We start from the raw sequence: 22,421 nt of genomic DNA, 5'->3' as shown, positions 1-22,421 counted from the left end.
CGGAAATGTGCCTCTTCGGAAGTCACATCTGAAATTTCACATCTGTCATTGTCCCTTGCATACCCTATTTTCATTAATCGACTGGTAGCAACTTGCGCCAGGCTGACCCACACCCCAACCGACTACAGGAGCTCCCGCTATGTCGCAACCCGCCGTCACCTCTTTGACTCCCGACACCATCCGCATCGTAAAGGCAACCGTGCCCGCCTTGCAGACTCATGGCGCGGCCATTACTGCAAAAATGTATGACCGCCTTTTCAAGGATGAACATATCCGTAACCTGTTCAATCACGCGAACCAGGCCAATGGTCAACAGATCAATGCACTGGCGGGGGCCATTCTGGCTTATGCGGAAAATATCGACAATCTGGGCGCGTTGCTGCCGGCAGTCGAGCGAATTGCACAGAAACATGTCGGGTTTCATATCTTGCCGGAGCACTATCCGTACGTGGCCACGGCGCTGCTGGGTGCGATCCAGGATGTCCTGGGCGATGCCGCGACCGATGAGATACTCCAGGCCTGGGGGCAGGCATACTGGTTCCTGGCAGGTATTTTGCAAAACCGGGAAAGCGCGCTGCGCGAGGTCATCGAGCAGGCGCCCGGCGGCTGGACCGGCTGGCGCGACTTTGTGGTCAGCGAAAAAATTCGTGAAAGCAGCGCCATTACTTCATTCATTTTGCGTCCGGTCGACGGCGGGCAGGTCATTCGTCACAAACCCGGTCAATACATCACATTCCGCTTTAACGCACCGGAACAAACCGGCATCAAACGCAACTATTCCATTTCCTGCGCGCCCAATGGCCAGTACTATCGCATCTCGGTCAAACGCGCACAGGACAGCCAAGGCGGTTCGCGCTTCATGCACGATCACGTCGGGGTTGGCACTACACTTGAAATAACACCACCGGCAGGCGACTTTTATCTGCCTGACAGCCCCGAACGTCCGGTTGTCCTGCTGTCTGGCGGCGTTGGCCTGACACCAATGGTCAGCATGCTTGAGACCATTTATCAACAGCACCCGCAATTGCCCGTGCATTACGTACACAGCACAATGAGCAGCCAGACCCATGCCATGGGTCAGCATGTGCAAACGCTTGCCCACCAACTGGCCCACACAAAAGTCTCGACCTTTTATAGTGAGCCCACGGCTGCCGACCAGGCGGGAGAAAACCACGATGTATCGGGCATGATTTCGCTTGACTGGCTGACCCGCAATACACCGGTGCAGGATGCGGATTATTACATCTGTGGACCCAAGGAATTCATGCGAGTGTTTGTCAATGGGCTGGCCGCCAGCGGCGTCCCTGCCGAGCGCATTCATTACGAATTCTTCGGCCCGACCGACGAACTGCTTGCCGCGTAAGTTGCCATTGCCCGGGAAAATTCGCACGGCGATGATTCGCAGCCGCTGCATTTGCCCGGCTGCTGCAGTCGGCTTCTGCGGCTGACCACAAGGTCTGCGGCGTGCCAAAGCACAACTGCTTTGTTCAGGAAAGCGTGAACGCACACGAAGTATCCGCTGCAAATCAGACTGTATGGCGAGTGCAATACCGGCACTTGCTGCATATCGCAGCGGCTCGCGCATCCCGGGATATAATCGGATAACGTAATCTACAGGCCAGGGCACAATATGCCCTGGCTGCGCATCCGGGTCATATGATTATTCTGTCCGTACTTTATGTCGTTGCTATCGTTGCCGAATCCATGACCGCAGCGCTGGCTGCCGGTCGTCGCAGCATGGACTGGGTTGGCGTTTGCCTGCTCGGATGCATTACCGCGCTAGGCGGAGGCTCGGTCAGGGATATTCTTCTGGACCATCATCCATTGACCTGGGTTGCCCATCCGCATTATCTTGTCATCACAACTGTGGCCGCCCTGGCCACTATCGCGCTTGCTCGCGTCATGCACCGCCTGCACCACCTCTTTCTGTTTCTGGATGCAGTAGGTCTGGTGGTGTTTACTATCATTGGCTGCAATGTGGCGCTGGAATTGAATCTGCCTTTAATGATCGTCATCATTTCGGGGATGATCACCGGCTGTGTAGGCGGTGTCCTGCGCGATATTCTGTGCAACGATATCCCGCTGCTCTTTCGCAGCGAACTGTACGCAAGCGTATCGATCGTGACAGGCCTGCTGTATGTTGCCGGCCTGCATTTTGGCCTTAATCACGAGCTGGTCATGAGCATCGCGCTACTGTCCGGCCTGACCCTGCGTATGCTGGCCTTGCGGTTTAAGTGGAATATGCCCAAATTCATTTATAACCGCGATGAACACTGATCGGTCAGGTGCACGGCCGACATCACAATAGCCAGACCACACCGTGGCCGCAGTCAGATTTGCGGACCTATTCCCCATTAGTAAATACCCCTACTTCGCACTAGCAAATCCGCCGCGTGGACCCATAGATGACGACCATCTGGCTCTGTATCTAGTGCTTTATTGCCTGTACATTCGTCTCCCAAAGCAAAAATAATAAAAATGTGTATACAGGAGATAATTGATGAATATCGATAGTAAAAACCAGCTGCAGCACTCATTAAAGCCGCGGCATATGTCAATGATTGCACTTGGTGGTGTAATCGGAGCAGGGCTGTTTGTTGGCAGTTCGGTCGTGGTAAAAAACGCTGGCCCGGCCGCCCTTATTTCATTCTTGATCACCGGCATCCTGATTATTCTGGTCATGCGTATGCTCGGCGAAATGGCTTCTTCGCTGCCGGTTGTGGGCTCGTTCTACGAATACGCCCGCAGCGCTTTCCGCGAGCAACCTGGCAAGGCTGAATTTGCCGGCTTCATGACCGGCTGGATGTACTGGTACTTCTGGGTCATTGTGGTAGCGATCGAAGCGATTGCCGGCGCCAAGCTCATCCAGTTCTGGCTGCCCAATATTCCTTCATGGGAAATCAGTCTCACGCTGATGGCCGTCCTGACGGTCACCAATCTTTTTTCGGTCAAATCCTATGGAGAATTCGAATTCTGGTTCTCCTCGATCAAGGTGGCCGCGATTGTGGTGTTTCTGTTTCTGAGCGGGCTGTTCCTGCTGGGCATGTGGCCCAACCATCAGGCGATTGGCCTGGGAGAAATGCTCAACCATGGCGGCTTCATGCCCAATGGCTGGGGACCGGTCCTGTCAGGCGCCGTAGCGGCAACAGGTTTTTATTTCGGCGCAGAAATTGTCACCATTGCCGCTGCAGAAACGGCCGACCCGGCCAAGTCTGTGGCAAAGGCGACCAATTCGGTTATCAGTCGGGTGCTGTTCTTTTATGTCGGTTCGGTATTTTTCGTCGTCTGCCTGGTGCCCTGGAACTCCGAAGCCATCTCCACGCCTTATGTAAGTGCATTGCAGGTCATGCAGATTCCCTACGCGCCGCACATCATGAACGCCGTCATTTTGGTGGCGGTACTCTCATGCCTGAACTCGGGCCTTTACGCGGCATCACGCATGATATTCGCACTGACCCGCAACGGCGATGCGCCACAGGCGCTGGCCCGTGTGTCCGAAAACGGCGTGCCGATACGAGCCATTATTTTTTCCACTCTGTTTGGCTATGCGGCCATTGTCGTGTCTTACTACTCGCCCGACGGGATCTTCCCGTTTCTTGTGGAGTCTTATGGCACGGTCGCATTGGTGGTCTATCTTCTGATTGCCGTATCCCATATCAGGTTGCGCAGAAGAATGGAGCAGAACTGTCCCGAACGCATCCGGGTTCGCATGTGGTGCTTCCCTTATCTGAGCTATCTGGCTATCGCCGGTATGCTCACCATCCTGGGCGCTATGGCGTTTTTGCCTGAGCAGAAAAAAGCGTTCTGGTTCGGTCTGGTCAGCCTTTTCATTTGCGCACTGGCCTTTCTGCTGTCCAGATACTGGCGCAAAGAAAAGACATTTGAACCGGATGTCACTCGCAGTGTGCTGGAGCGATAGCACAAGCGGATCAGGCACAGGACCGCTATCTGACGCGTCCTTTTACTTACGCAGTCCTGCCCGATACCGGGGTCGGGCTGCGTAGACCGTGATCCATCTGGCCGTTGTTGAAACCCCAACCCTGGCAGATTGCTGAAAGCGGCGAGCGATAACTTTGCTCTACCCGCAATATGTTGAACTGTCTTGCTTCAATCTCGCAGATCGTGCCGCTGCGACCCGTTACACCATCCCGGAAATTCCGCCGCCGCAACGGACCGCATAACCACAGCGAGTCCCCCTGACGCATGGACCAGGCCACCTGCTCAGCCTGAAGTCCATACAATACGGCGTCATGATGTTCGCTGCACACGATTATTTCATTTGTATATGCGTCACGCTGCTCGCTGCGGGTTTCAAGTGTGATGCGCAACACGGCCGTGCCGTCGGGAAAATAGCGCAGGCACGGATCAGCAAGCAGATCACCCAGCACTGTCATTTCATTAAGATATCGTTGCATTGCGCGCTCCATATCGTCAAAAGCAAAAAGGGCGACCCTGCGCCGCCCCTGTTTTACTGCCGGTCCCAGACCCGCCAGACGTGCACCGAACAGCACCCCACCCGGCAGCGGCAACGCTATTTCTTCAGAATTGCCTTGGTAATGGTGTCGGCGTTGTATTGCATCATCTTCAGATATGTGGAGGCAGGCTCATCCGGGCCGGACAGCGCATCCGAATACAGCTTGCCGCCCACAGCTACGTTGCCTTCTGCGGCAATCTGTTTGATCAGGGCCGGATTGCTGATATTTTCCATGAACACTGCAGACCCTTTGTCTTCCCGAATCTGGCGGATAATCGCAGCAACATCCGCTGCAGTCGCTTCGGTCGCCGAGGAAGTCCCCTCTGGTGCCAGTAAAGTCAGGCCATAGGCAGCGCCCAGATAGCCGAAGGCATCATGCGAGGTAATGAGCGTGCGTTTATCTTTGGGCAATGCGGAGAACGCCGCTTTGACAGACTCATGCAGCGCCTGCAGCTTTTGCGTATAAGCACTGGCGTTGGCCTTGTAAGACTCGCATCCTTCGCTGTCGGCCTTGCACAAAGCATCGGCAATGTTTTTCACATAAACCATGGCGTTGGGCACAGACTGCCAGGCATGGGGGTCGTACTCGCCATGATCATGTTCATGACCATGACCATGGTCGTGATCGTGATCGTGATCGTGATCGTGATCGTGATCGTGCTCATCATGAGCCGGCTCTGCCCCATGTCCATGTTTATCTTCAGTATTTTTCAAGGGTTCAATACCCTTGGTCACCTCTACCACCGGCGCCTTGGTTTCGCTGGATTTTGCCAGCCGCTGCATAAACGTATCGAACTGCAAGCCATTGACCAGCACCAGGTCGGCACGCTTGAACGCGATCACGTCCGCCGGCTTGGGTTCGTAGGCATGGGCATCGCCATTGGCAGGAACAATGGACTTGACCACGACACGGTCTCCACCCACCTGGCGCGCAAAGTCATCAATAATGGAAAAGCTGGTCACGACATTGACCGGTGCGGCGCTGGCGCCACTCATGAAAGCCATGCCAATGGCGCCGGAAATAAAAAGCTGCTTGAACACAATGTACACGTGAAACCTCTGGGTAAGAATGGGGCGCGCCCTCGCGCGGCGCGCAGATGTATAGGGAATTCAATTTCAGTTATGTTATAACATAACACTAAAATCGTCAATAAATTCTGTACTTCCCGTCACCATTATTAGCCTGCCCAGTCCTTTTCCGCAGAAAAAGAATCGGGTATTCTTGAGCCTGCGAAGGTGGGGAGAAGCCTTCAATTTAAAATCATTTCAATATAGAGGAGTAAAGTACGATGCAGTATTTGGACGTACTGAAAACATTTTTTGATACTGTAGGCGGTTGGGTGTGGGGGCCTGTCATGCTCGTGTTCCTGGTGGGAACCGGTGTTTATCTGACCCTGCGACTGGCGTTTCTGCAATTTACCATGTTGCCTTTCGCGCTCAAACAGGCGTTTTCGCGCCATCCCAAAAAGAGCGATGGCAGCGATGACCAGGGAGATATTTCTCATTTCGGCGCCCTCATGACCGCGCTTTCTGCCACCATCGGTACCGGCAATATCGCCGGCGTGGCTACAGCGGTGGTTTTGGGCGGTCCTGGCGCCGTTTTCTGGATGTGGATCACCGCCATTTTCGGCATGGCAACCAAGTTTGGGGAAGGCGTGCTGGCGGTCAAATACCGGATAGTCAATGAGCGCGGCCAGATGTCCGGCGGACCGATGTATTACATTGAACGCGGCCTGAAATGGAAATGGCTGGCCATTCTGTTCGCGCTGTTTGGTACCCTGGCTTCCTTCGGCATCGGCAGCTCCGTGCAATCGAACTCAGTCGCGCACTCCATTCAGGAAAGCTTCGGCATTGATCCCATGATGACCGGCATCGTGCTGACCGTCTTTACTGCTATTGTTATTCTGGGTGGCATCAAAAGTATTGCCACTGCGTCGTCGTTCATCGTCCCGTTCATGGCCATTTTCTATGTCGCCGGTGGACTCATTATTATTTTCATGCACCTGGATCTGCTGGGCCCAGCCTTTGCCACGATCTTTCGTGATGCGTTCAGTGGTGAAGCGGTCGCAGGTGGCGCCATTGGCACTGTCATCCGGTATGGCGTGGCGCGGGGCGTATTTTCAAATGAAGCCGGGATGGGTAGCGCGCCCATTGCCGCTGCTGCCGCAAAAACCGATCACCCGGTCCGTCAGGCGCTGGTGTCCATGACAGGCACTTTCCTTGACACCATAGTCGTGTGCAGCATAACCGGACTGGTACTGGTCATGGGCGGCATTTACACGAATGGCGAGACCGGCGCTGCGCTGACCACCCAGACATTTAACCTGTTGCTGCCAGGTCCCGGCGGCTGGATCGTCACCATTGGCCTGGTCTTCTTTGCCTATTCCACGATTCTGGGTTGGTGCTATTACGGCGAAAAATGTGCGTCCTATCTGCTGGGCGAGTGGTTTGTACTGCCCTATCGCATTATTTATGTCGCCAGTGTGATGGTTGGCACGATTGCCAGCCTGGACCTGGTCTGGGCCGCTGCCGACACCTTCAATGGCCTGATGGCGGTACCCAACCTGATTGCACTGGTATTACTGTCAGGGGTGATTGTCAAGGAAACCCGCGACTTTATCGCCAAACGCAAAAGTGGCGAACTGCCATAATTGAGCACCAGAGGCACCGCAGCAGTATCAATTATGACTGCTGCGGTGCCTTGGCGCTTTGCCACGACACAAGTTACACAAGTGCCTGCCAAAATCAGCACAACAACGGCGTACCTATCGCACTAAGTAAGCAGCAGGGCCGGTCTCCACCGGCCCTGCTCTATGTTGTAAGCACCGTTTTGGCGTCACGACCAGATAAGTCTATGTCCGGGCCCGGGCAGGCGATCATCGATACTGGTCGATATTTTTCTCGTTCAGCGCAACCGCGCCCTCAGACTGGTTCATCGGATCAAAAACAAACGCCTTTCCAAAACCCTGTACCAGCGTTGCACGTACCGGCGTCAGACGATACATGGTGAAATCATCCAGGCCATCGAGCAATGCGACCGTCTTGCCCGCCCTCTGGCCAAGCAGCGTAACCGCCCGGACATGCTCGGCAGAACCCTTTTCTACCGGCGACGCAGTCACTTGATAATTGACGCGCAGGCGCGCGTAAATGTTGCGTGCCCTGCTCTCATCTTCGATCAGAAGGATGTCCAGATCAGGCTGCGTCTTCAGGTTCTGACCGTGAGTAGCCAGGGCTGAAACCAGAATATAAAACCGGTTATCCATATACGCAAAGGGCGTATAGCTGGCGCAGGGGGCATGCGCTGCATTGGTCGTTGCCATGATCAGGCTAAGGCACTCCCGATGCAGCCGATCAATCTCGGGCGCCAGCGTGAGCATGTCGATATTGTTACTCATATGAACGTCTTCCATACTGTTTGAAAGGCGCCGCTGCTGGCGGCTGCATGCGACACCAAAGCGCCTGACACAGGAAAGTTTACCAGATCCCTGTCGTACGGCAGTTGCTGCTGATGGCCCGGATCGCTGCTGCGTTGGCGCATGTCCAACGCCTGCGTCACGCTCCCTCAACCCGCTGGCGTAGCCAGGCGCCCCGCATCCATCGAAACCGGCAATAAAAAACCCTGATCTGTTGCACAGGCAATAGATCAGGGTGCTACCCTTTTTTTCCAGAGTTTTATAAACCGCGATCAAACGCCACGATCACGGTCCTTGTCTCGCTCTTAATCCCAGTAAGTTTCCCTTTGGCCGCTCTTCATGGTCCCCAGCAGGGTGACTGCGTAGCAGATTTTGTCCAGGACAGAATCGAACATATCGCTGTAGAAATGATGGCGGTGCATAGTAATACCCCTTTACAAGAAAAAAATACACAGATTCGAGCTGTTGCGGCGAGAAAAGAAAAAACATCCTGTCGAAACCTCTCACAGGATATAAAGCAAGTTACATGCCAGCTTTTTGCGGCCGCTATCCGCATCAATCTGCCGGTAATCGGGTAAGAAACGCCCCATATTAGTACAAACCCTTGGAAACCGCCCGAATGACTGGCATCGTGCGCCGCGCTGTCGCATCGCGGCGCAGACCCAGGCGTACATCCCGCCCTGCATGCATTGCGCACAGTGGCGTCCGCATTTGCGCTGTCCGTTGTGTGAACACTGCTCGCCCGGTTATGATGACGAAAACCCCAATGGACTCACAAGGACAGAATCATGATTCAGGCTTTTCTTCGACCCTTGCTGGCTATAACATGTGTGATCGGCTCATATGCACAGGCAGCAACGCTCCAGGGCACGGCAATCTATCGCGAACGCATTGCCGCACCGGCCGATGCCATATTCGAAGCAAGCCTGCAGAAAATTCAGACCGACGGCACAGCAGGACCAGTGGTAGGTCACGCAGCACTGAATCCTGCCGGTCAGACACCCTTCAAGTTTGAAATTGTCTACGACGCCGCTATCCAGCCCGGACAGCAATATCGTGTCAGCACGGTTCTATCGGCGCAGGGTCGCGTCCTTTTTTCGGGTGCCACACCGGTGACACTGCCTCAGGCGGACAGCAAGCCAATCATGATTTTGATGAGAAAAGGCGCGCCGGAACACGTGGGGGCGCCAGCAGCTTCGTCCGTTGCACCTGCGGCGAGCCAGGACCCGGCCAAGGCAACAGCCAAACCCGACAGCCCTTTGCGCAATACCTACTGGAAACTGGTGACCCTGCACGGCAAGGCCGTCACGGTGCACGAGCAGCAACGTGAAGCACATATCGTGTTTTCGGCCAGCGACGATCGGCTCTCCGGGAGCAGCGGCTGCAATCGTATGATGGGCGGGTTCGAAGAGAAAGGCGATCAATTGAAGCTGAAACAGGTGGCCGGCACCATGATGGCCTGCCCGCAAGGGATGGCAGTGGAAACCGCATTTCTGAATGCCCTGCTTACGGTGGCACGCTATAAGATCAGCGCAGAGCATCTGGATATGCTGGACGCCAGCGGCAATATTGTGGCCGGTTTCGACGCCGTCGCCCTGCAATAAGCGCGCCAGGCATACACGTCGGCCTGCGCCTGTCTGTGGCGGCCGGGCGCGCGCCAACACCCTCTGACCCATTCTTTTTTAATTAACGGCGGCAACCATTTCCATGTACAGCATACCCACCCTCTTTTTGCACGGCATCATTATCGGCATTGCCGCAACTGTTATCCTGGACATCTGGGCCCTTGTGGCAAAACGCGCCTACGATGCAGCCCCGGCCAATTGGGCACTGGCCGGACGCTGGTTTGCCCATATGAAAGATGGCGTCTTCCGCCACGACAGTATTGCACAGGCCATGCCTGTTCGCGGCGAACTGGCTATCGGCTGGATCGCCCATTACGTGATCGGTATTGTGTACGGCATACTGGTCGTGGCGATCTGGTTCTTCCAGGATGCCAGTTACCCGACCCTGTATGCACCGTTGCTGGTTGGACTGGTGTTGGCAACCTGCGCCGCCTGGTTCCTGATGCAACCCGGCCTGGGCCTGGGCGTGGCCGCCCGCAAGAGCCCTGATCCGCTGCGCATGCGTCTGCGCACCATCGTCAACCATGTGATATTTACGCTTGCCTTATACCTGAGCGCGCTTGCCCTGTCTGGCTATCTGGTCTGAATACGGGCCTGACGCCGGCGCTGTTCGCGCAACTGCACTTCATGGCCATCCAGGCTGAACTGCACGCGATACTGCACCAGCTTTACGGCCAGCGCTCGGTACTTGAACATATACCGCAGTCCGATCAACATGGCCAGAGTTCCGGCCACCGCGCCCACACCCAATGACCAGCGGGGGCCAAAAGCGTCGGCAACCCAACCCACGAACGGCGCACCAACCAGCGTACCACCCAGCGCAATGGCCATATAAATGGCCATGACCCGCCCGCGCATGGCGGCATCGGTCGACATCTGCACAGTGCTATTGACGGTAGTGTTAAAGGTCTGGGCTGCGATACCCAGGACAACCAGGACGACGCCGAACACCCAATAATTGGGAGACACGGCAGCCAGCGTGCAACCGATACCGAAAATCCCAGCGCCTGTCAGAACATAGGCAATCCGCGGACGGGCCCGCTTTGCTGCCAGCAACGCACCGCTGACCGAGCCAATGGCCATGGTTGAGGAAAGCAGGCCATATTCGTTTGCACCGACGTGAAAAACCGTGACGGACATAGTAGAAATATAAATGGGAAAGTTAAGCCCGAATGTACCGATCAGAAACAGCATCATGAACAGCGCTTTGAGGTCTGGGCGACTCCATACATACCGGAATCCCTCGACCAGGCTGCCGCGCGTACGCGGTGCTCGTTTGCTGCGGTTAAGGTCCTCTACCCTTAGGTGAAGCAGCGAGGCGATCACGGCAAGATACGTGACCGCATTAATCACAAATACCCAGCCAATCCCTACCCCGGCAATAAGCAAACCGGCAACGGCCGGACCGATCATGCGCGCGGCATTGAACGAGGCAGAATTGAGCGCAACCGCGTTAGACAGATCTGTATCGCCAACCAGCTCGGATACGAATGTCTGTCGTGCCGGTGCATCAAAGGCGGTAATGCACCCCAGCAGTAGTGCGAAAACATATACTTGCCACAATTGCACCAGGCCGGTAAGCGTCAGCAGGCCGAGTCCCAGGGCGAGCACGCCCATGACCGCCTGCGTGGCGATCAACAATTTGCGCCTGTCAAGATAGTCGGCAGCCATGCCGGTGAACGGAAGCAAAAAGATCTGGGGACCGAACTGCAACGCCATGACAATACCGACTGCAGTCGCATTGTTATGAGTAAGATAGACAAGCACCAGCCAGTCTTGGGCAGTACGCTGCATCCAGGTGCCAACGTTGGACACAATGGCGCCCCCCGCCCAGATTCGATAATTTCGAATGGCAAGAGATCTGAATGTGCCGCTTTTGATGGTACCCACAACTTCCCCCGGCTATGCCGAAAAATGGTTCTGAAGGTCAACGAGACGCGAGGTCGTCGGCGATGGTGCTGCGCGGTTTATACCGCCGCAGTTGCGGTCAGTGACTGACGAGTCGCTTGAGCAGCTCTATGGCTTTGGCCAGCGATTCCTGTTCTTTGGTGTTGTAGCAGGCGTAAATTTCCCGCACCAGCCAATCTTCCCTGGCGGTGCGACTGGCCTGGATCATCGTGAGAAACCGCGGTGTCAGTGACAGAATGGTCTGGCGACCATCGGCCGGATCGGGCGTACCATTGATATGGCCCGCAGCTTCCAGACCGGATACCGTTGCGCCCATCGATTGCGGCCTGACACCTTCGGCGCGCGCCAAGGCGGTCACTGTGGTGGGCCCGTCGCGCTCCAGTCGTAACAAGACCGACCGCTGCGAAGGGGTGAAATCCCCTGCGCTGGCCTGGGCACGCAGCTTGCGTGTAAACGAGGAAATCAGAATGCGCAGTTCTGCAGCCAGCTCTGATACCCGCGCCTGTTCGGGGCTCAACGGTTTCTTATCCATAGCGCCATGGTAGCAGACTAAAAGGAAAACTACAAAGGTAACCTTCTTTTCTGACGGGCTTTTATCTTTCTATGCATTTCAGGTCCTGGATATGACCGGCAAGCCAGCATCCGGCCATTGCAGGCAGAGGTCGCGCACGCCCGCTCGTGTGCTGAGCAGGCATGGCGGGCACGGATTGACAGGACGGCCCATAGAGTGGGCAGCCCTGCCGTGCTAACGATCAGGCGAGGTGGCTGTCCAGTCGCTCGCGGATCTGTGACAACTCCTGGGGCAAACGCTGTTGGAGTTTGTTGAACAGTTCCTCGTGCAGACCCAGTTCACGGCGCCATTGTTCCTGCTCGATGGTGGTAATGCGCTTAAATTGTGCAGCGTCAAAAGACAGGCCATCCCAGGTAATATCTTCAAACCGCGGTGATACGCCGAACAGGTTTTCCTCTCCCTGGGCCGTACCGTCGATGCGCTCCAGCATCCACTTGAGCACACGCATATTCTCGCCAAAGCCGGGCCAGATGAACTTGCCGTTATCGTCAGTCTGGAACCAGTTGACGCAGAAAATATGAGGCAGCGTCGCTCCGGACTGCTCCAGCCTGCGCCCCAGATTGAGCCAGTGCTGGAAGTAGGAGCTCATGTTGTAACCACAAAATGGCAACATGGCAAACGGGTCGCGACGCACAACGCCCTGCGCGCCGGCCGCAGCGGCAGTCGTTTCCGAGCCCATCGTGGCCGCCATGTAGACGCCCTCTACCCAGTTACGTGCCTCTGTCACCAGCGGCACAGTGTCGGATCGGCGACCGCCGAACAGGAAGGCATCAATGGCCACCCCTGCCGGATTGTCCCATTCCGGATCAATCACCGGATTCTGGGTTGCCGCTACGGTAAACCGGGCATTGGGATGGGCGGCTTTGCGTCCTGAATCTGGGGTCCAGTCCTTGCCCTGCCAGTCAATCAGGTGCTCGGGCGCGGGGCCCATGCCTTCCCACCAAACATCGCCATCATCGGTGAGCGCAACATTGGTAAACAGCACGTTTTCCCGCAACGAGGCCATGCAGTTGAAGTTGGTTTTCTCGTTGGTGCCAGGCGCAACGCCAAAATAGCCAGCTTCTGGATTGATTGCGTAAAGGCGACCGTCCGCGCCGGGTTTGATCCAGGCAATATCGTCGCCTACCGTGGTGATTTTCCAGCCCGGCAACGAAGCCGGCGGAATCATCATCGAGAAATTGGTTTTACCGCAGGCCGAAGGGAACGCCGCAGCGACGTGCATCTTTTTACCTTCCGGCGAGGTAACACCCAGAATCAACATATGCTCGGCCATCCAGCCTTCGTCACGCCCCATGTTCGAGGCAATGCGCAAGGCAAAGCATTTCTTGCCCAGCAACGCATTGCCGCCGTAGCCGGAACCATAAGACCAGATTTCACGGGTCTCGGGATAGTGCACGATATATTTGGTCTTGTTGCAGGGCCAGGAAACATCGGCCTGGTTCGGTGCCAGCGGGCTGCCCACCGAATGTACGCAAGGGACAAACTCGCCATCGCTGCCCAGAATGTCGTACACCTTGCGACCCATTCGGGTCATCAGCCGCATATTGACCGCCACATAAGGAGAATCGGACAACTCGACACCAATGTGGGCAATGGGAGAGCCCAGCGGCCCCATGGAAAACGGAATCACATACATGGTACGGCCACGCATACAGCCATCGAACAGGCCGTCGAGCGTATCGCGCATTTGCTCAGGTGCTTTCCAATTGTTGGTCGGACCTGCGTCTTCCTCTTTTTCAGAACAGATATACGTGCGGTCTTCCACACGCGCCACGTCATCGGGATCAGACCAGGCCAGATACGAGTTGGGACGCTTCTGAGGGTTCAGTTTACGCAACGTACCGGCTTGAACCATCAACGCACACAGGCGATCATATTCTTCCTCGGAACCATCGCACCATTCGATACGGTCAGGCTGAGTCAGCGCGGCAATTTGCGCCACCCAGGCTTTCAGGCCGGCGTGCTGCACCCATTCGGGCGCATTGATTTGAAGTGAAGGTTCGGGACGAGCAGCATTCATGGGGTTTGGATCTCCGTATTCTGGCAAATGCAAAAACGCCTCCTTTGAAGGCGTCTGTTGAAACGATGCCGTATGGCACCGGACCGGGCCCGCCCGTGTGCAGGCATGCAAAACAGTCCGGAATGACGCCTCATTCTAATACCGCATGACGATTATGTGTACGCTTTCTCCTTTCTGCGTTTCAACTTGTTGCCTGTGTTACGTTCCAGACAGCATGCCGTCGCAAGGCGGCCATGGCGGTCGTGAACGTTGTTTTCCGCAGTCGCACATAGTCACATCACAGTTGAAATAGAACGGATTGGTTATTTAATGATGCATTGCACCATTAAATTTAAGGCCCGCAGGCAGGCCGTTTTGCCAGTCTGCGGGCCTGTGGCATGAAAATCACCGATCAGCGTGCAGTCGCGCCAGCGGCAACTGCAGTGCGCGCCTCGCTACCCTTGCTGTCCTTGCGGACTGTTTTGATGGATGCTGCGCTCAGGGCGGAGATAATGCCTACAATGACGGTATAGGCCACCACCAACCAGGGCTGACCGTTATTCTCGCGCAATAGCGCAGTTGCTATTAACGGCGTGATGCCCGAGGCAAAGATGCCGGAAAACTGATACACAAATGAAATACCCGTGTACCTCACCCGCGTGTCAAACAATTCGCAGAACAAGGCCGCTTCCGGACCGTACACCATGGCATACAGAATGCCGAAAGGAATCACGATCGAGAGCCAGACAACAAACACGTTGTCAGAGAAGGTGGTCATAAGCCAGAATGCCGGAATAGCGGAAAAGCCGGTAATCAGAGAGCCCCAGAAGTAAGTACGGGTACGTCCCAAGCGGTCGGACATCGCTCCAAAATAAGGAATGAAAGCGCACATGACGATAGCGGCAATCATTACGCCGGTCAGCGCGTCGGTTCGCGACATCTCCAGGTTCTTGGTCAGATAACTGATAATGAAGACGCCGAAAATATTGAAAAACACGCCGTCAATATAGCGCGCACCCATGCCCTTGAGAATGTTCATTGGATAGTTCTTGATCATCTCCACAAACGGAATCTTGCTTTCTGCATTTTGCGCCTTAATCTGCTCAAACTCCGGGCTTTCCTTTACAGCCAGCCGGATGTACATCCCGACAAAGACCAGCAGCGAGGACAACAGAAAGGCGATGCGCCAGCCCCAGCTCAGGAACTGCGCATCGGTCAGCAGCGACGACAACAGCGCGACCACGCCAGAAGCCAGGCACAATCCCAGAGAAAGGCCAATTTGCGGCAGGGACGCATAAAGCCCTTTTTTCTCCGGCGGCGCATACTCATAAGTCATGAGCACGGCACCACCCCATTCGCCCCCCAGACCGATACCCTGCAGAACACGGCAAAACAACAGCAATGCAGGCGCCCAGATACCAATACTCTCGTACGAAGGAATCAGCCCGATGGCCACAGTGGAAACGCCCATGATCATCAGCGTCATGATCAATGCGCTTTTGCGCCCGACCTTATCGCCCAGATGACCGAAAATGATTCCGCCCAGCGGGCGCGCGAGAAAGCCTACCGCAAATGTGGCATATGCCAGCAGCGTACCGATATATGGGTCTTCACCCGGAAAATACAGTTGATTGAACACTAGGCCGGCAATCACGCCGTATAGAAAAAAGTCGTACCATTCAATCGTTGCACCTACCAGCGAGGCAGCTACGACCCTGCGCAATCCTTTCTTATCACTCATTGTTGTCTCCATATATTGATTTATGTACAGCTTTCATTTCGAACCGACATATTTCATTTGCAATTGCACGTCGCCTCGTCGCTTCTGCCGCCTGCTAACTTTGCTGCAGGCTTTCTACTGCCGTGGGTTCGGCCGGCACCCGGCTCTCGCCTGACGCCGGCACAGCCCGAACCTCAATGGCCTGATCACCGGCCACCGCATCCTCAAGCACAAAAACAGCAGCCCGCTCGGCAACCATGACAACCGGCACGTTGGTATTTCCCGACACGAGCGTTGGCATAATCGAAGCATCAACCACACGTAGTCCCTGCAGGCCTCTGACGGCCAGCCGGTGATCGACAACCGCCATCGGATCCTCTGTTGGCCCCATCTTCGCGGTGCCCGACGGGTGAAAAATCGTGGCGCCGTTCTCGCGACAAAAATGCAGAATCTCATCGTCACTTTGCACATCGCGTCCAGGCTTGACCTCGCCCTTCATCAGGGACTGCATTGGCTGAGCGTCTGCAAGCTTTCTGGTTAACCGAACGCCGGCAACCGCCGTGCGGCGATCCAGGTCGGTTGCCAGGTAATTGGGCTGCATCGCCGGTGCCTCGAACGGGTCGGTCGAACGAATGCGCAGATAGCCCCGCGATTCGGGACGCAACTGACACACGGAAAAGGTGCAGCCTGAAAAGTCATGGACCTTGCCACCGGCCATATCGGCCGACAGCGTGCCAAAATGAAATTGCACATCGGGACGCGCATCGGTCTCAGACAGGGCGTTGCAGAACAACGCGCCCTGGTTGATGCCAATGGCCAGCGGGCCGCCGCGCAACAGCGCCCATTGCAGGCCCATCTTTACCTTGCCGCTCCAGCTGCGCAACAGATCGTTGGTGGTAATGGGCTTGTTCACTTCGTAGATCAGCCGAAACTGCAAATGATCCTGAAGATTCTCACCCACGCCATTGAGCGCGTGCACCATGGGAATACCCAGCGGATTCAGGTGCACGGGATTGCCCACCCCCGACAGTTGCAATAGCTGCGGCGACTGCAGGGCGCCAGCGCACAGGATCACTTCCCGGTTGACATTCAATATCTTGATTTTCCCGTGCTGGCGATACTGGATCCCCGCCGCTTTTTTTCCACGGAACAGAATTTTCATGGCCTGTGCTTCGGTTTCGATACGCAGGTTCGCGCGACGCCTTGCCGGGTTCAGATAAGCGACTGCCGTAGAACAGCGTCGGCCATTGCGGGTCGTCAACTGATAGTACCCGGCCCCGCGCTGATCGCCCGTATTGAAATCCTTGCGAGATGGGATGCCAAGGCTGTTGGCTGCACCGATCAGCGCATCGACCAATTCATGCCGGGTCGGGATTGACGTGGCATTGAGCGGACCCTCTGTCCCATGGGTCGGACCGGGCCCGAGATCATTGTTTTCAAGTTTACGAAAGTACGGCAGGCAGGCGTCCCAGCTCCATCCGTGGTTGCCCAGCGCTTCCCAGTGGTCATAATCTTCCTTCTGTCCCCGTATGTAGATCAGGCCGTTGATGGAACTGCTGCCACCCAGCGTTTTGCCACGCGGCCAGTAAATCCGGCGATCCAGCATATTGTGATCGGGATCGGTATAAAAGCCCCAGTTCAATCGCGGATTGAACATGGTCTTGCCATAACCGATAGGAATATGAATCCACATATTGCGATCAGCCGGTCCTGCCTCGAGCAGACACACTGAATATTTGCCGTTCTCGCTCAACCTGTTGGCCATCACGCACCCGGCCGAGCCGCCGCCCACCACTACATAATCCACACACTCTTGCATAGTCTTGTCTGCCTGCCAGTTCTGATTTAGTGGGTCAAGTGTGCGTCTGGCGCGCCGCTATTGGTTAGGGGTATACACCAATCATTTCAATTTTGAAACGATAACCGCCATTTTCATTTCATTTACCGGAACGTATAGTTTCAAATTATTGGATATTTAATCTTTTTTATTCCACAATAAATATAGAGACAACTATGACCATGACAAATCAAGATTCAAAACATCTGCGTATTCTGACTGTGATAGAGCACCTGGCTTGCGCCAGTTATCCGCTGTCACTGGCCCAGATCGCCCAGCGTACCGCATTGCCCAAGGCCAGTGTCCTGCGCCTTTTGCAGCAATTGCAGGATGCTGCCTATGTCACGCGACTTCCCGACGATCGTGGCTACGTGCTAGGCGCCAGCTCGCATCAATTGGCGCTGTCGGTGCTCAGATCCACGCACTTTGATCGCATGTGCCGGCAATTGCTGGGAAAGCTGGTCGCTGCCACCGGCGAAACATGCAATCTGACCGCGCTGATCGACAACCAGGTGCATTATCTGGCGCGTGTCGAACCCGAGAGCGACATGCGCCTGCAACTGCATCTGCGCACCGGTGCTCATGTGCCATTGCATTGCACCGCCAGCGGCAAACTGTTTCTGGCGATGATGCCCGATGTGCAGCGCAGGTGCCTGCTCGATACCCTACCGCTACCGGCCATGACGCCCAAAACCATTACAGACCGTCAGCGTCTTGCGCATGAGCTGGGACTGATCGCGCAACAGAGAATCGGCACCGACAACGAAGAGTTCGTCAAAGGCATGGTTGCCATTGCCGTGCCGGTTCAGGACGAGCGCGGCCGCATGATCGCGGCTGTCGCCTGCCACGCCCCAACCGCCACGCATTCATTTTCCGACCTGTTCACTTTCTCCAGCATGATGAAGGACACGGCCCTGGCACTGGGCCAGGTGCTGGCCGGCAATGCAAAGCCCGGCGACAGACAAGATATCGAAAGCCCATGACAACCCATTTTCTGCCTTCCACCCACAGCCGTATTCAACAGCCTTAAACAACTGATCTAAAGGTGATCTCATGAACAAACGTACTTTTTTGCGTTCTCTGGCTCTGTCCGCTATCGCACTTGCCCCGGGCCTGCCTTCCCAGGCGTGGGCTCAAAACGACACGATTAAAATTGTAGTCGGTTATCCGGCAGGTGGAATTCTTGATGCGCTGGCACGTGCTGTGGCCGAAGAATACAGGAAAACCGGCAGCGGCCAGGCTTATGTCGAAAACAAGCCAGGCGCCTCTACCATGATGGCGGCAACCGAAGTGGCACGAGCCAAACCGGACGGACGCACTGTCCTGCTCTCACACTCAATGCCTTTCACCAGTTATCCCTACACCTATGCCAAGCTCAATTACTCACCCAGTGATCTGACACCCGTGGCCAACCTGGCCAACGTGCCAATTGTGGTGTCCACCGGCAGCGTCCAGCCATACAAGACGATTCAGGAATATATGGCCGCAGTCAAGGCTGACCCCGCGCGTGGCGCGGTCGGCCTGGCAGGACTGGGCGGCCCCACGCACTTTGGCGTGCTGCAGATGGCCAAGCATCAGAACGTCAAGCTCGAACCGGCCTCCTATTCCGGCGGTCCACAACTGGTTAATGATGAAATGGGCGGCCATGTGCCGTTGGGCGTGGACGCAGCCGGCGCGCAGATGGAACTGTATCGCGCCGGAAAAATCCGCTTTCTGGGATTGGCCGGCACCCAGCCGGTCAGCTTTTTGCCGGGTGTCAAAACGTTGCATGAACAGGGTATCGAAGGGTTCGAGCACGTAAAAATATGGTATGGCGCCTATGTGCCAAAAGGCACGCCACCGGAAACCGTTGCCCGTCTGGAAAAAGCGTTTATCGCCATTGCCAAAAACGCAGAATTGCGCAAGAACTTCGAAAAACTGGGCCTGGAGCTGACCGGCGAATCGGCAGCCAGCATGAAGGCGTTACTGGAGAGCGAAAATAAAGTCTGGGGGCCGATTATCAAGGAATCGGGCTTCAAGGCAAATTGAGTCGATGCGACAGTTGATACATTGCAATCGGGGAGCGCCTGGCACGGGCGCTCCCCGCCGGTAAAGAAAACAGGGTAACAAGCGCGTCATGCACGCCCTGGGGCCACGCCGAATGACTTGAGAGGTTCAGGCCAGCACTGCCTGCCTGAGTGCGTCTTGCAGCGCCACCTTGTCCAGCTCTGTTGTGCCGACAAAAACCAGCGGCCCGGCGGCGATCGTCGGCATTGCCGGTTCAAGGCTCACGCGCTGGCCTCGCACATAATGCAACACGCAGCTTTTTTTTTCCGGTCCCAGCAAAACGATGCCCTTGGCGCGCAGAACCGGCGCCGGCATTTGGCTGAAAGCAGCACGTAACCGCTGCTCATCAAATGCACCGGCATTGTCAAAACTGTACGACTCAAAGGAGTACGCGGCAGGCGCCGTTGCCTGCCGGCCAGCAAACAGCCCGGTATCAGCGCCGCCGGCCGATGGCGATTGTGATTGTGATGGGAAGGCATGCTGCCCTTTGCGAGACAACAGCAGTGTCCAGTCAAACTGCCCGTTGCTGCCGGCAAACACCGGAACACCCGGCGCCGTCTCATGCAGCCACGCCAGCACCTGCTTGCGTCGCGCCTCATCCACCAGATCAATTTTATTGAGCAGAATCATATGCGCTGCGGCAATCTGCGTTTTCACCATATCGCCGGTATGTCGATCCTCACACTGTTCAAGCACGGCGGCGGCATCCACTATGGTGATAATGGACTGCAAGGCAAACCCCTGACCAAGCGCGCCGATCTGCGCAATTTTGTTGGGATCACTGACTCCGCTGCCTTCAATAATCAGCCCATCCAGATTGGTCGCCTGCTTTTCAATTGCCATCAGCGCGTTCATCAGCTCGCCCCCCATGGAGCAGCACACACACCCATTGCGCAGCGAGATGACGCCATCCCCACTGACCGATTGAATCAATGAAGCATCAATATTGACGGCGCCAAAATCATTGACCAGCACCATCAAGCGCAAGCCATGAGGCGCCTGCAACAGGTGATTGAGGACCGTGGTTTTGCCGGCCCCCAGAAAGCCCCCCAGCACCGTCAGCGCAATGGCCTGGCTCATGCTTCTATCTGCGGGCAGGGAAAAATCGTGCCGCCCAGGACGGTGCCCCAGATCCTGATGTCCTTGAGTCGGGTCGGATCGACCGTCAGCGGATCTTCTTCAAGGATGGCAAAATCGGCCTGTTTGCCGGTCTCGATACTGCCGATCCGGTCATCCAACTTGAGCGTATAGGCAGCACCCAACGTCATGGCATGCAAAGCCTGCTGCACCGAAATCCTGTTTTCCTCGCCCAGCACGCGACCTGACGCCGTCATTCTGTTAACGGCGCACCAGGCCGTAAACAACGGCGCAATGGGGGTGACAGGCGCATCCGAATGCAATGAAATCGGCACGCCGGCAGCCAGCGCCGTGGCCGCGGCATTCAAGCGGTTGGCGCGCTCGGGACCCATGGTCATTTCATAATGGGCATCGCCCCAATAGTACAGATGGTTGGCAAACAGATTGGCGCACACTCCCAGGCTGGCCATGCGCCGGAACTGCGCTGTGCTGGCCATCTGGCAATGCTGCAGGGTGTGCCTGTGGTCGCGACGCGGACTGGCAGCGAGTACCGCTTCCAGGGCATCCAGCGCCACATCGGTCGCCTCGTCGCCATTGGTATGGATATGCACGGTCAGCCCGGCGTCGTGATAGGTCTGGAGCAGCTCGCGCAACTGCTGCGGCGGAATCACCCAGATGCCGTTCTCCTGCGCACCTGCCGGTGGCTTGTAATAATGCGGCCAACGCAGCCTGGCGGTAAAGCCCTGAATGGAGCCGTCCACGATCAGTTTGACAATGCCAAAACTGAGTTTATCCGTGTTGCGCGCAATGCTAGGCAGAACCCGATCCAGTCCCTTGCCTTCCGGATCACGCAAGGGCGCATAAGCCGGCACCAGGCGCAACGGAAACGTATCGCCGCCGGTTGTCTCTGCCAGGCTGGCCAGGGTGTCCTCGCTCAGGTCATTAACCAGGTCAGTCGCTGTCGTGACGCCAGCCAGTTGCGCAACCCGGGCAAAGTTCCAGATGCCATGGGAAGTTTGTCCCTCATCAAAATAGACATTGCCGATCTTGCGAAACACCAGATACATGGCGGCAAATTCCTGCAATTGGCCGGTCAACTTGCCCGAGGCGTCACACTCGACGCCATCGATACCTGAATCAGCAGTGATCCCGGCCATCTGCAGCATGGCTGTGTTTACGTTCATCAAATGAATACTGGCATGAAGCACCACGACCGGCCGACTGGATGACACTTGGTCCAGGTGTTTGGTGGTTATCCTCTCACCCTGGAAATAAATCGGGTCAAACCCCCACGCGCAGAGCGTTTTGGCAGGATCCGGCATGGCCTGCTCGGCCTCCTGCAATCGCGCAACAACCGCTTGCAGCGTTTTCAGACCTTTCCACAGGCGCCCGTCAGGACCGCGCCTGTCATAAAACCCCACATAGACAAAACTCCACATGCCGCCTTCAAGCAGATGGCTATGCCCTTCGATCATACCGGGCATGATGAACTTGTCTGCAAATCGGTCGTCCATAACCGCCTTGCCCCAGCCCTGCAATGAAGCCAGATCGCCGGCGCCCAGAATGCGGCCATCCCTGACCGCTACATGCGTGGCCCGCGGCTGTGCGGGATTCATGGTGATAATACTGCGCGCACGATAGATGCGTATCTCAGCCTTGTCCGATATAGATTGCGACATGTTTACTCCTCCTTTGACCTTCCACATATTACTATAGGCAGATATAAAAATTCTATATTACGAGATTATTTA

Annotated in this window: 18 protein-coding genes; 8 read left to right on the top strand and 10 right to left on the bottom strand. The window is 55.9% G+C overall.

The genetic code is table 11. The annotated features are described in order from the left end of the window. The first annotated feature begins 139 nt into the window (after positions 1-139). The 3 genes from hmpA (at position 140) to EV681_RS13730 (ending at position 3,919) form a co-directional block, all read left to right on the top strand. On the top strand, positions 140-1,363 hold the full coding sequence (gene hmpA / locus EV681_RS13740) for an NO-inducible flavohemoprotein (RefSeq protein ID WP_130304294.1): 1,224 nt from the start codon (positions 140-142) through the stop codon (positions 1,361-1,363). 293 nt (positions 1,364-1,656) lie between these two features. Next, complete coding sequence (locus EV681_RS13735) at positions 1,657-2,277, top strand: trimeric intracellular cation channel family protein (RefSeq protein WP_128392938.1); 621 nt, start codon at positions 1,657-1,659, stop codon at positions 2,275-2,277. Positions 2,278-2,500: 223 nt separating this feature from the next. After that, positions 2,501-3,919, top strand: coding sequence for an amino acid permease (locus tag EV681_RS13730; protein ID WP_128392939.1), 1,419 nt, complete (start codon positions 2,501-2,503; stop codon positions 3,917-3,919). A 46-nt stretch (positions 3,920-3,965) separates the two neighbouring features. On the opposite strand, the gene EV681_RS13725 is transcribed toward EV681_RS13730, so the two are convergent. Further along, positions 3,966-4,415 carry a single-stranded DNA-binding protein gene (locus EV681_RS13725; RefSeq protein ID WP_165393051.1) on the bottom strand — a complete coding sequence of 150 codons (450 nt, stop codon included), beginning with the start codon at positions 4,413-4,415 and terminating at the stop codon, positions 3,966-3,968. 116 nt (positions 4,416-4,531) lie between these two features. Then, positions 4,532-5,515, bottom strand: a complete 984-nt coding sequence (locus EV681_RS13720; protein WP_242612258.1) for a metal ABC transporter solute-binding protein, Zn/Mn family — start codon at positions 5,513-5,515, stop codon at positions 4,532-4,534. 248 nt (positions 5,516-5,763) lie between these two features. On the opposite strand from EV681_RS13720, the gene EV681_RS13715 reads away from it, so the two are divergent. Then, complete coding sequence (locus EV681_RS13715) at positions 5,764-7,125, top strand: alanine/glycine:cation symporter family protein (RefSeq protein WP_128392942.1); 1,362 nt, start codon at positions 5,764-5,766, stop codon at positions 7,123-7,125. 225 nt (positions 7,126-7,350) lie between these two features. On the opposite strand, the gene EV681_RS13710 is transcribed toward EV681_RS13715, so the two are convergent. After that, positions 7,351-7,869, bottom strand: coding sequence for a HugZ family pyridoxamine 5'-phosphate oxidase (locus EV681_RS13710; protein WP_128392943.1), 519 nt, complete (start codon positions 7,867-7,869; stop codon positions 7,351-7,353). Positions 7,870-8,675: 806 nt separating this feature from the next. Between EV681_RS13710 and EV681_RS13705 the strand changes: the two genes are divergently transcribed. Together EV681_RS13705 and EV681_RS13700 are read left to right on the top strand one after the other, a co-directional pair. Continuing rightward, positions 8,676-9,491 carry an META domain-containing protein gene (locus tag EV681_RS13705; protein WP_128392944.1) on the top strand — a complete coding sequence of 272 codons (816 nt, stop codon included), beginning with the start codon at positions 8,676-8,678 and terminating at the stop codon, positions 9,489-9,491. Between the two features lie 103 nt (positions 9,492-9,594). Beyond that, complete coding sequence (locus EV681_RS13700) at positions 9,595-10,098, top strand: DUF2938 family protein (protein WP_128392945.1); 504 nt, start codon at positions 9,595-9,597, stop codon at positions 10,096-10,098. On the opposite strand, the gene EV681_RS13695 is transcribed toward EV681_RS13700, so the two are convergent. The 5 genes from EV681_RS13695 to EV681_RS13675 form a co-directional block, all read right to left on the bottom strand. Further along, positions 10,086-11,402: an MFS transporter gene (locus EV681_RS13695; protein ID WP_128392946.1), complete on the bottom strand. Its 1,317-nt coding sequence runs from the start codon at positions 11,400-11,402 to the stop codon at positions 10,086-10,088. The two genes, EV681_RS13700 and EV681_RS13695, sit on opposite strands and share 13 nt — an antisense overlap. Before the next feature lie 97 nt (positions 11,403-11,499). Next, positions 11,500-11,952 carry a MarR family winged helix-turn-helix transcriptional regulator gene (locus EV681_RS13690; protein WP_128392947.1) on the bottom strand — a complete coding sequence of 151 codons (453 nt, stop codon included), beginning with the start codon at positions 11,950-11,952 and terminating at the stop codon, positions 11,500-11,502. Positions 11,953-12,172: 220 nt separating this feature from the next. Next, the gene (locus tag EV681_RS13685) at positions 12,173-14,011 is read right to left on the bottom strand and encodes a phosphoenolpyruvate carboxykinase (GTP) (RefSeq protein WP_128392948.1); all 1,839 of its coding nucleotides are present in this window, start codon (positions 14,009-14,011) and stop codon (positions 12,173-12,175) included. A 391-nt stretch (positions 14,012-14,402) separates the two neighbouring features. Continuing rightward, positions 14,403-15,731: an MFS transporter gene (locus EV681_RS13680; protein ID WP_128392949.1), complete on the bottom strand. Its 1,329-nt coding sequence runs from the start codon at positions 15,729-15,731 to the stop codon at positions 14,403-14,405. A 94-nt stretch (positions 15,732-15,825) separates the two neighbouring features. Next, positions 15,826-17,529, bottom strand: coding sequence for a GMC family oxidoreductase (locus EV681_RS13675; protein WP_130304292.1), 1,704 nt, complete (start codon positions 17,527-17,529; stop codon positions 15,826-15,828). 194 nt (positions 17,530-17,723) lie between these two features. Here EV681_RS13675 and EV681_RS13670 point away from each other — a divergent pair, with 194 nt between their 5' ends. Both EV681_RS13670 and EV681_RS13665 read left to right on the top strand, forming a co-directional pair. Beyond that, positions 17,724-18,530, top strand: a complete 807-nt coding sequence (locus EV681_RS13670) for an IclR family transcriptional regulator (RefSeq protein ID WP_128392951.1) — start codon at positions 17,724-17,726, stop codon at positions 18,528-18,530. Between the two features lie 70 nt (positions 18,531-18,600). Continuing rightward, positions 18,601-19,575 (top strand): Bug family tripartite tricarboxylate transporter substrate binding protein, encoded by a 975-nt coding sequence (locus EV681_RS13665; protein WP_128392952.1) that lies wholly within the window; start codon positions 18,601-18,603, stop codon positions 19,573-19,575. Positions 19,576-19,701: 126 nt separating this feature from the next. Here the strand turns inward: EV681_RS13665 and EV681_RS13660 are convergent, their stop codons facing one another. Both EV681_RS13660 and EV681_RS13655 read right to left on the bottom strand, forming a co-directional pair. After that, the gene (locus EV681_RS13660; protein ID WP_128392953.1) at positions 19,702-20,673 is read right to left on the bottom strand and encodes a CobW family GTP-binding protein; all 972 of its coding nucleotides are present in this window, start codon (positions 20,671-20,673) and stop codon (positions 19,702-19,704) included. Next, positions 20,670-22,349, bottom strand: coding sequence for an amidohydrolase (locus EV681_RS13655; RefSeq protein ID WP_128392954.1), 1,680 nt, complete (start codon positions 22,347-22,349; stop codon positions 20,670-20,672). The genes EV681_RS13660 and EV681_RS13655 overlap by 4 nt, the downstream gene beginning before the upstream one ends. Positions 22,350-22,421: the final 72 nt, after the last annotated feature.

The organism is Advenella incenata, from assembly GCF_004217095.1.
Classification (GTDB): Bacteria; Pseudomonadota; Gammaproteobacteria; order Burkholderiales; family Burkholderiaceae_B; genus Advenella; species Advenella incenata.
This window is presented reverse-complemented; position numbering and strand designations above follow the sequence as displayed.

Bases quoted from the DNA above. Each gene is read 5' to 3' on its own strand.
- hmpA (WP_130304294.1), top strand. From the start codon at position 140: ATGTCGCAACCCGCCGTCACCTCTTTGACTCCCGACACCATCCGCATC.
- EV681_RS13735 (WP_128392938.1), top strand. From the start codon at position 1,657: ATGATTATTCTGTCCGTACTTTATGTCGTTGCTATCGTTGCCGAATCC.
- EV681_RS13730 (WP_128392939.1), top strand. From the start codon at position 2,501: ATGAATATCGATAGTAAAAACCAGCTGCAGCACTCATTAAAGCCGCGG.
- EV681_RS13725 (WP_165393051.1), bottom strand. From the start codon at position 4,415: ATGCAACGATATCTTAATGAAATGACAGTGCTGGGTGATCTGCTTGCT.
- EV681_RS13715 (WP_128392942.1), top strand. From the start codon at position 5,764: ATGCAGTATTTGGACGTACTGAAAACATTTTTTGATACTGTAGGCGGT.
- EV681_RS13710 (WP_128392943.1), bottom strand. From the start codon at position 7,869: ATGAGTAACAATATCGACATGCTCACGCTGGCGCCCGAGATTGATCGG.
- EV681_RS13705 (WP_128392944.1), top strand. From the start codon at position 8,676: ATGATTCAGGCTTTTCTTCGACCCTTGCTGGCTATAACATGTGTGATC.
- EV681_RS13700 (WP_128392945.1), top strand. From the start codon at position 9,595: ATGTACAGCATACCCACCCTCTTTTTGCACGGCATCATTATCGGCATT.
- EV681_RS13690 (WP_128392947.1), bottom strand. From the start codon at position 11,952: ATGGATAAGAAACCGTTGAGCCCCGAACAGGCGCGGGTATCAGAGCTG.
- EV681_RS13685 (WP_128392948.1), bottom strand. From the start codon at position 14,011: ATGAATGCTGCTCGTCCCGAACCTTCACTTCAAATCAATGCGCCCGAA.
- EV681_RS13680 (WP_128392949.1), bottom strand. From the start codon at position 15,731: ATGAGTGATAAGAAAGGATTGCGCAGGGTCGTAGCTGCCTCGCTGGTA.
- EV681_RS13675 (WP_130304292.1), bottom strand. From the start codon at position 17,529: ATGCAAGAGTGTGTGGATTATGTAGTGGTGGGCGGCGGCTCGGCCGGG.
- EV681_RS13670 (WP_128392951.1), top strand. From the start codon at position 17,724: ATGACCATGACAAATCAAGATTCAAAACATCTGCGTATTCTGACTGTG.
- EV681_RS13665 (WP_128392952.1), top strand. From the start codon at position 18,601: ATGAACAAACGTACTTTTTTGCGTTCTCTGGCTCTGTCCGCTATCGCA.
- EV681_RS13660 (WP_128392953.1), bottom strand. From the start codon at position 20,673: ATGAGCCAGGCCATTGCGCTGACGGTGCTGGGGGGCTTTCTGGGGGCC.
- EV681_RS13655 (WP_128392954.1), bottom strand. From the start codon at position 22,349: ATGTCGCAATCTATATCGGACAAGGCTGAGATACGCATCTATCGTGCG.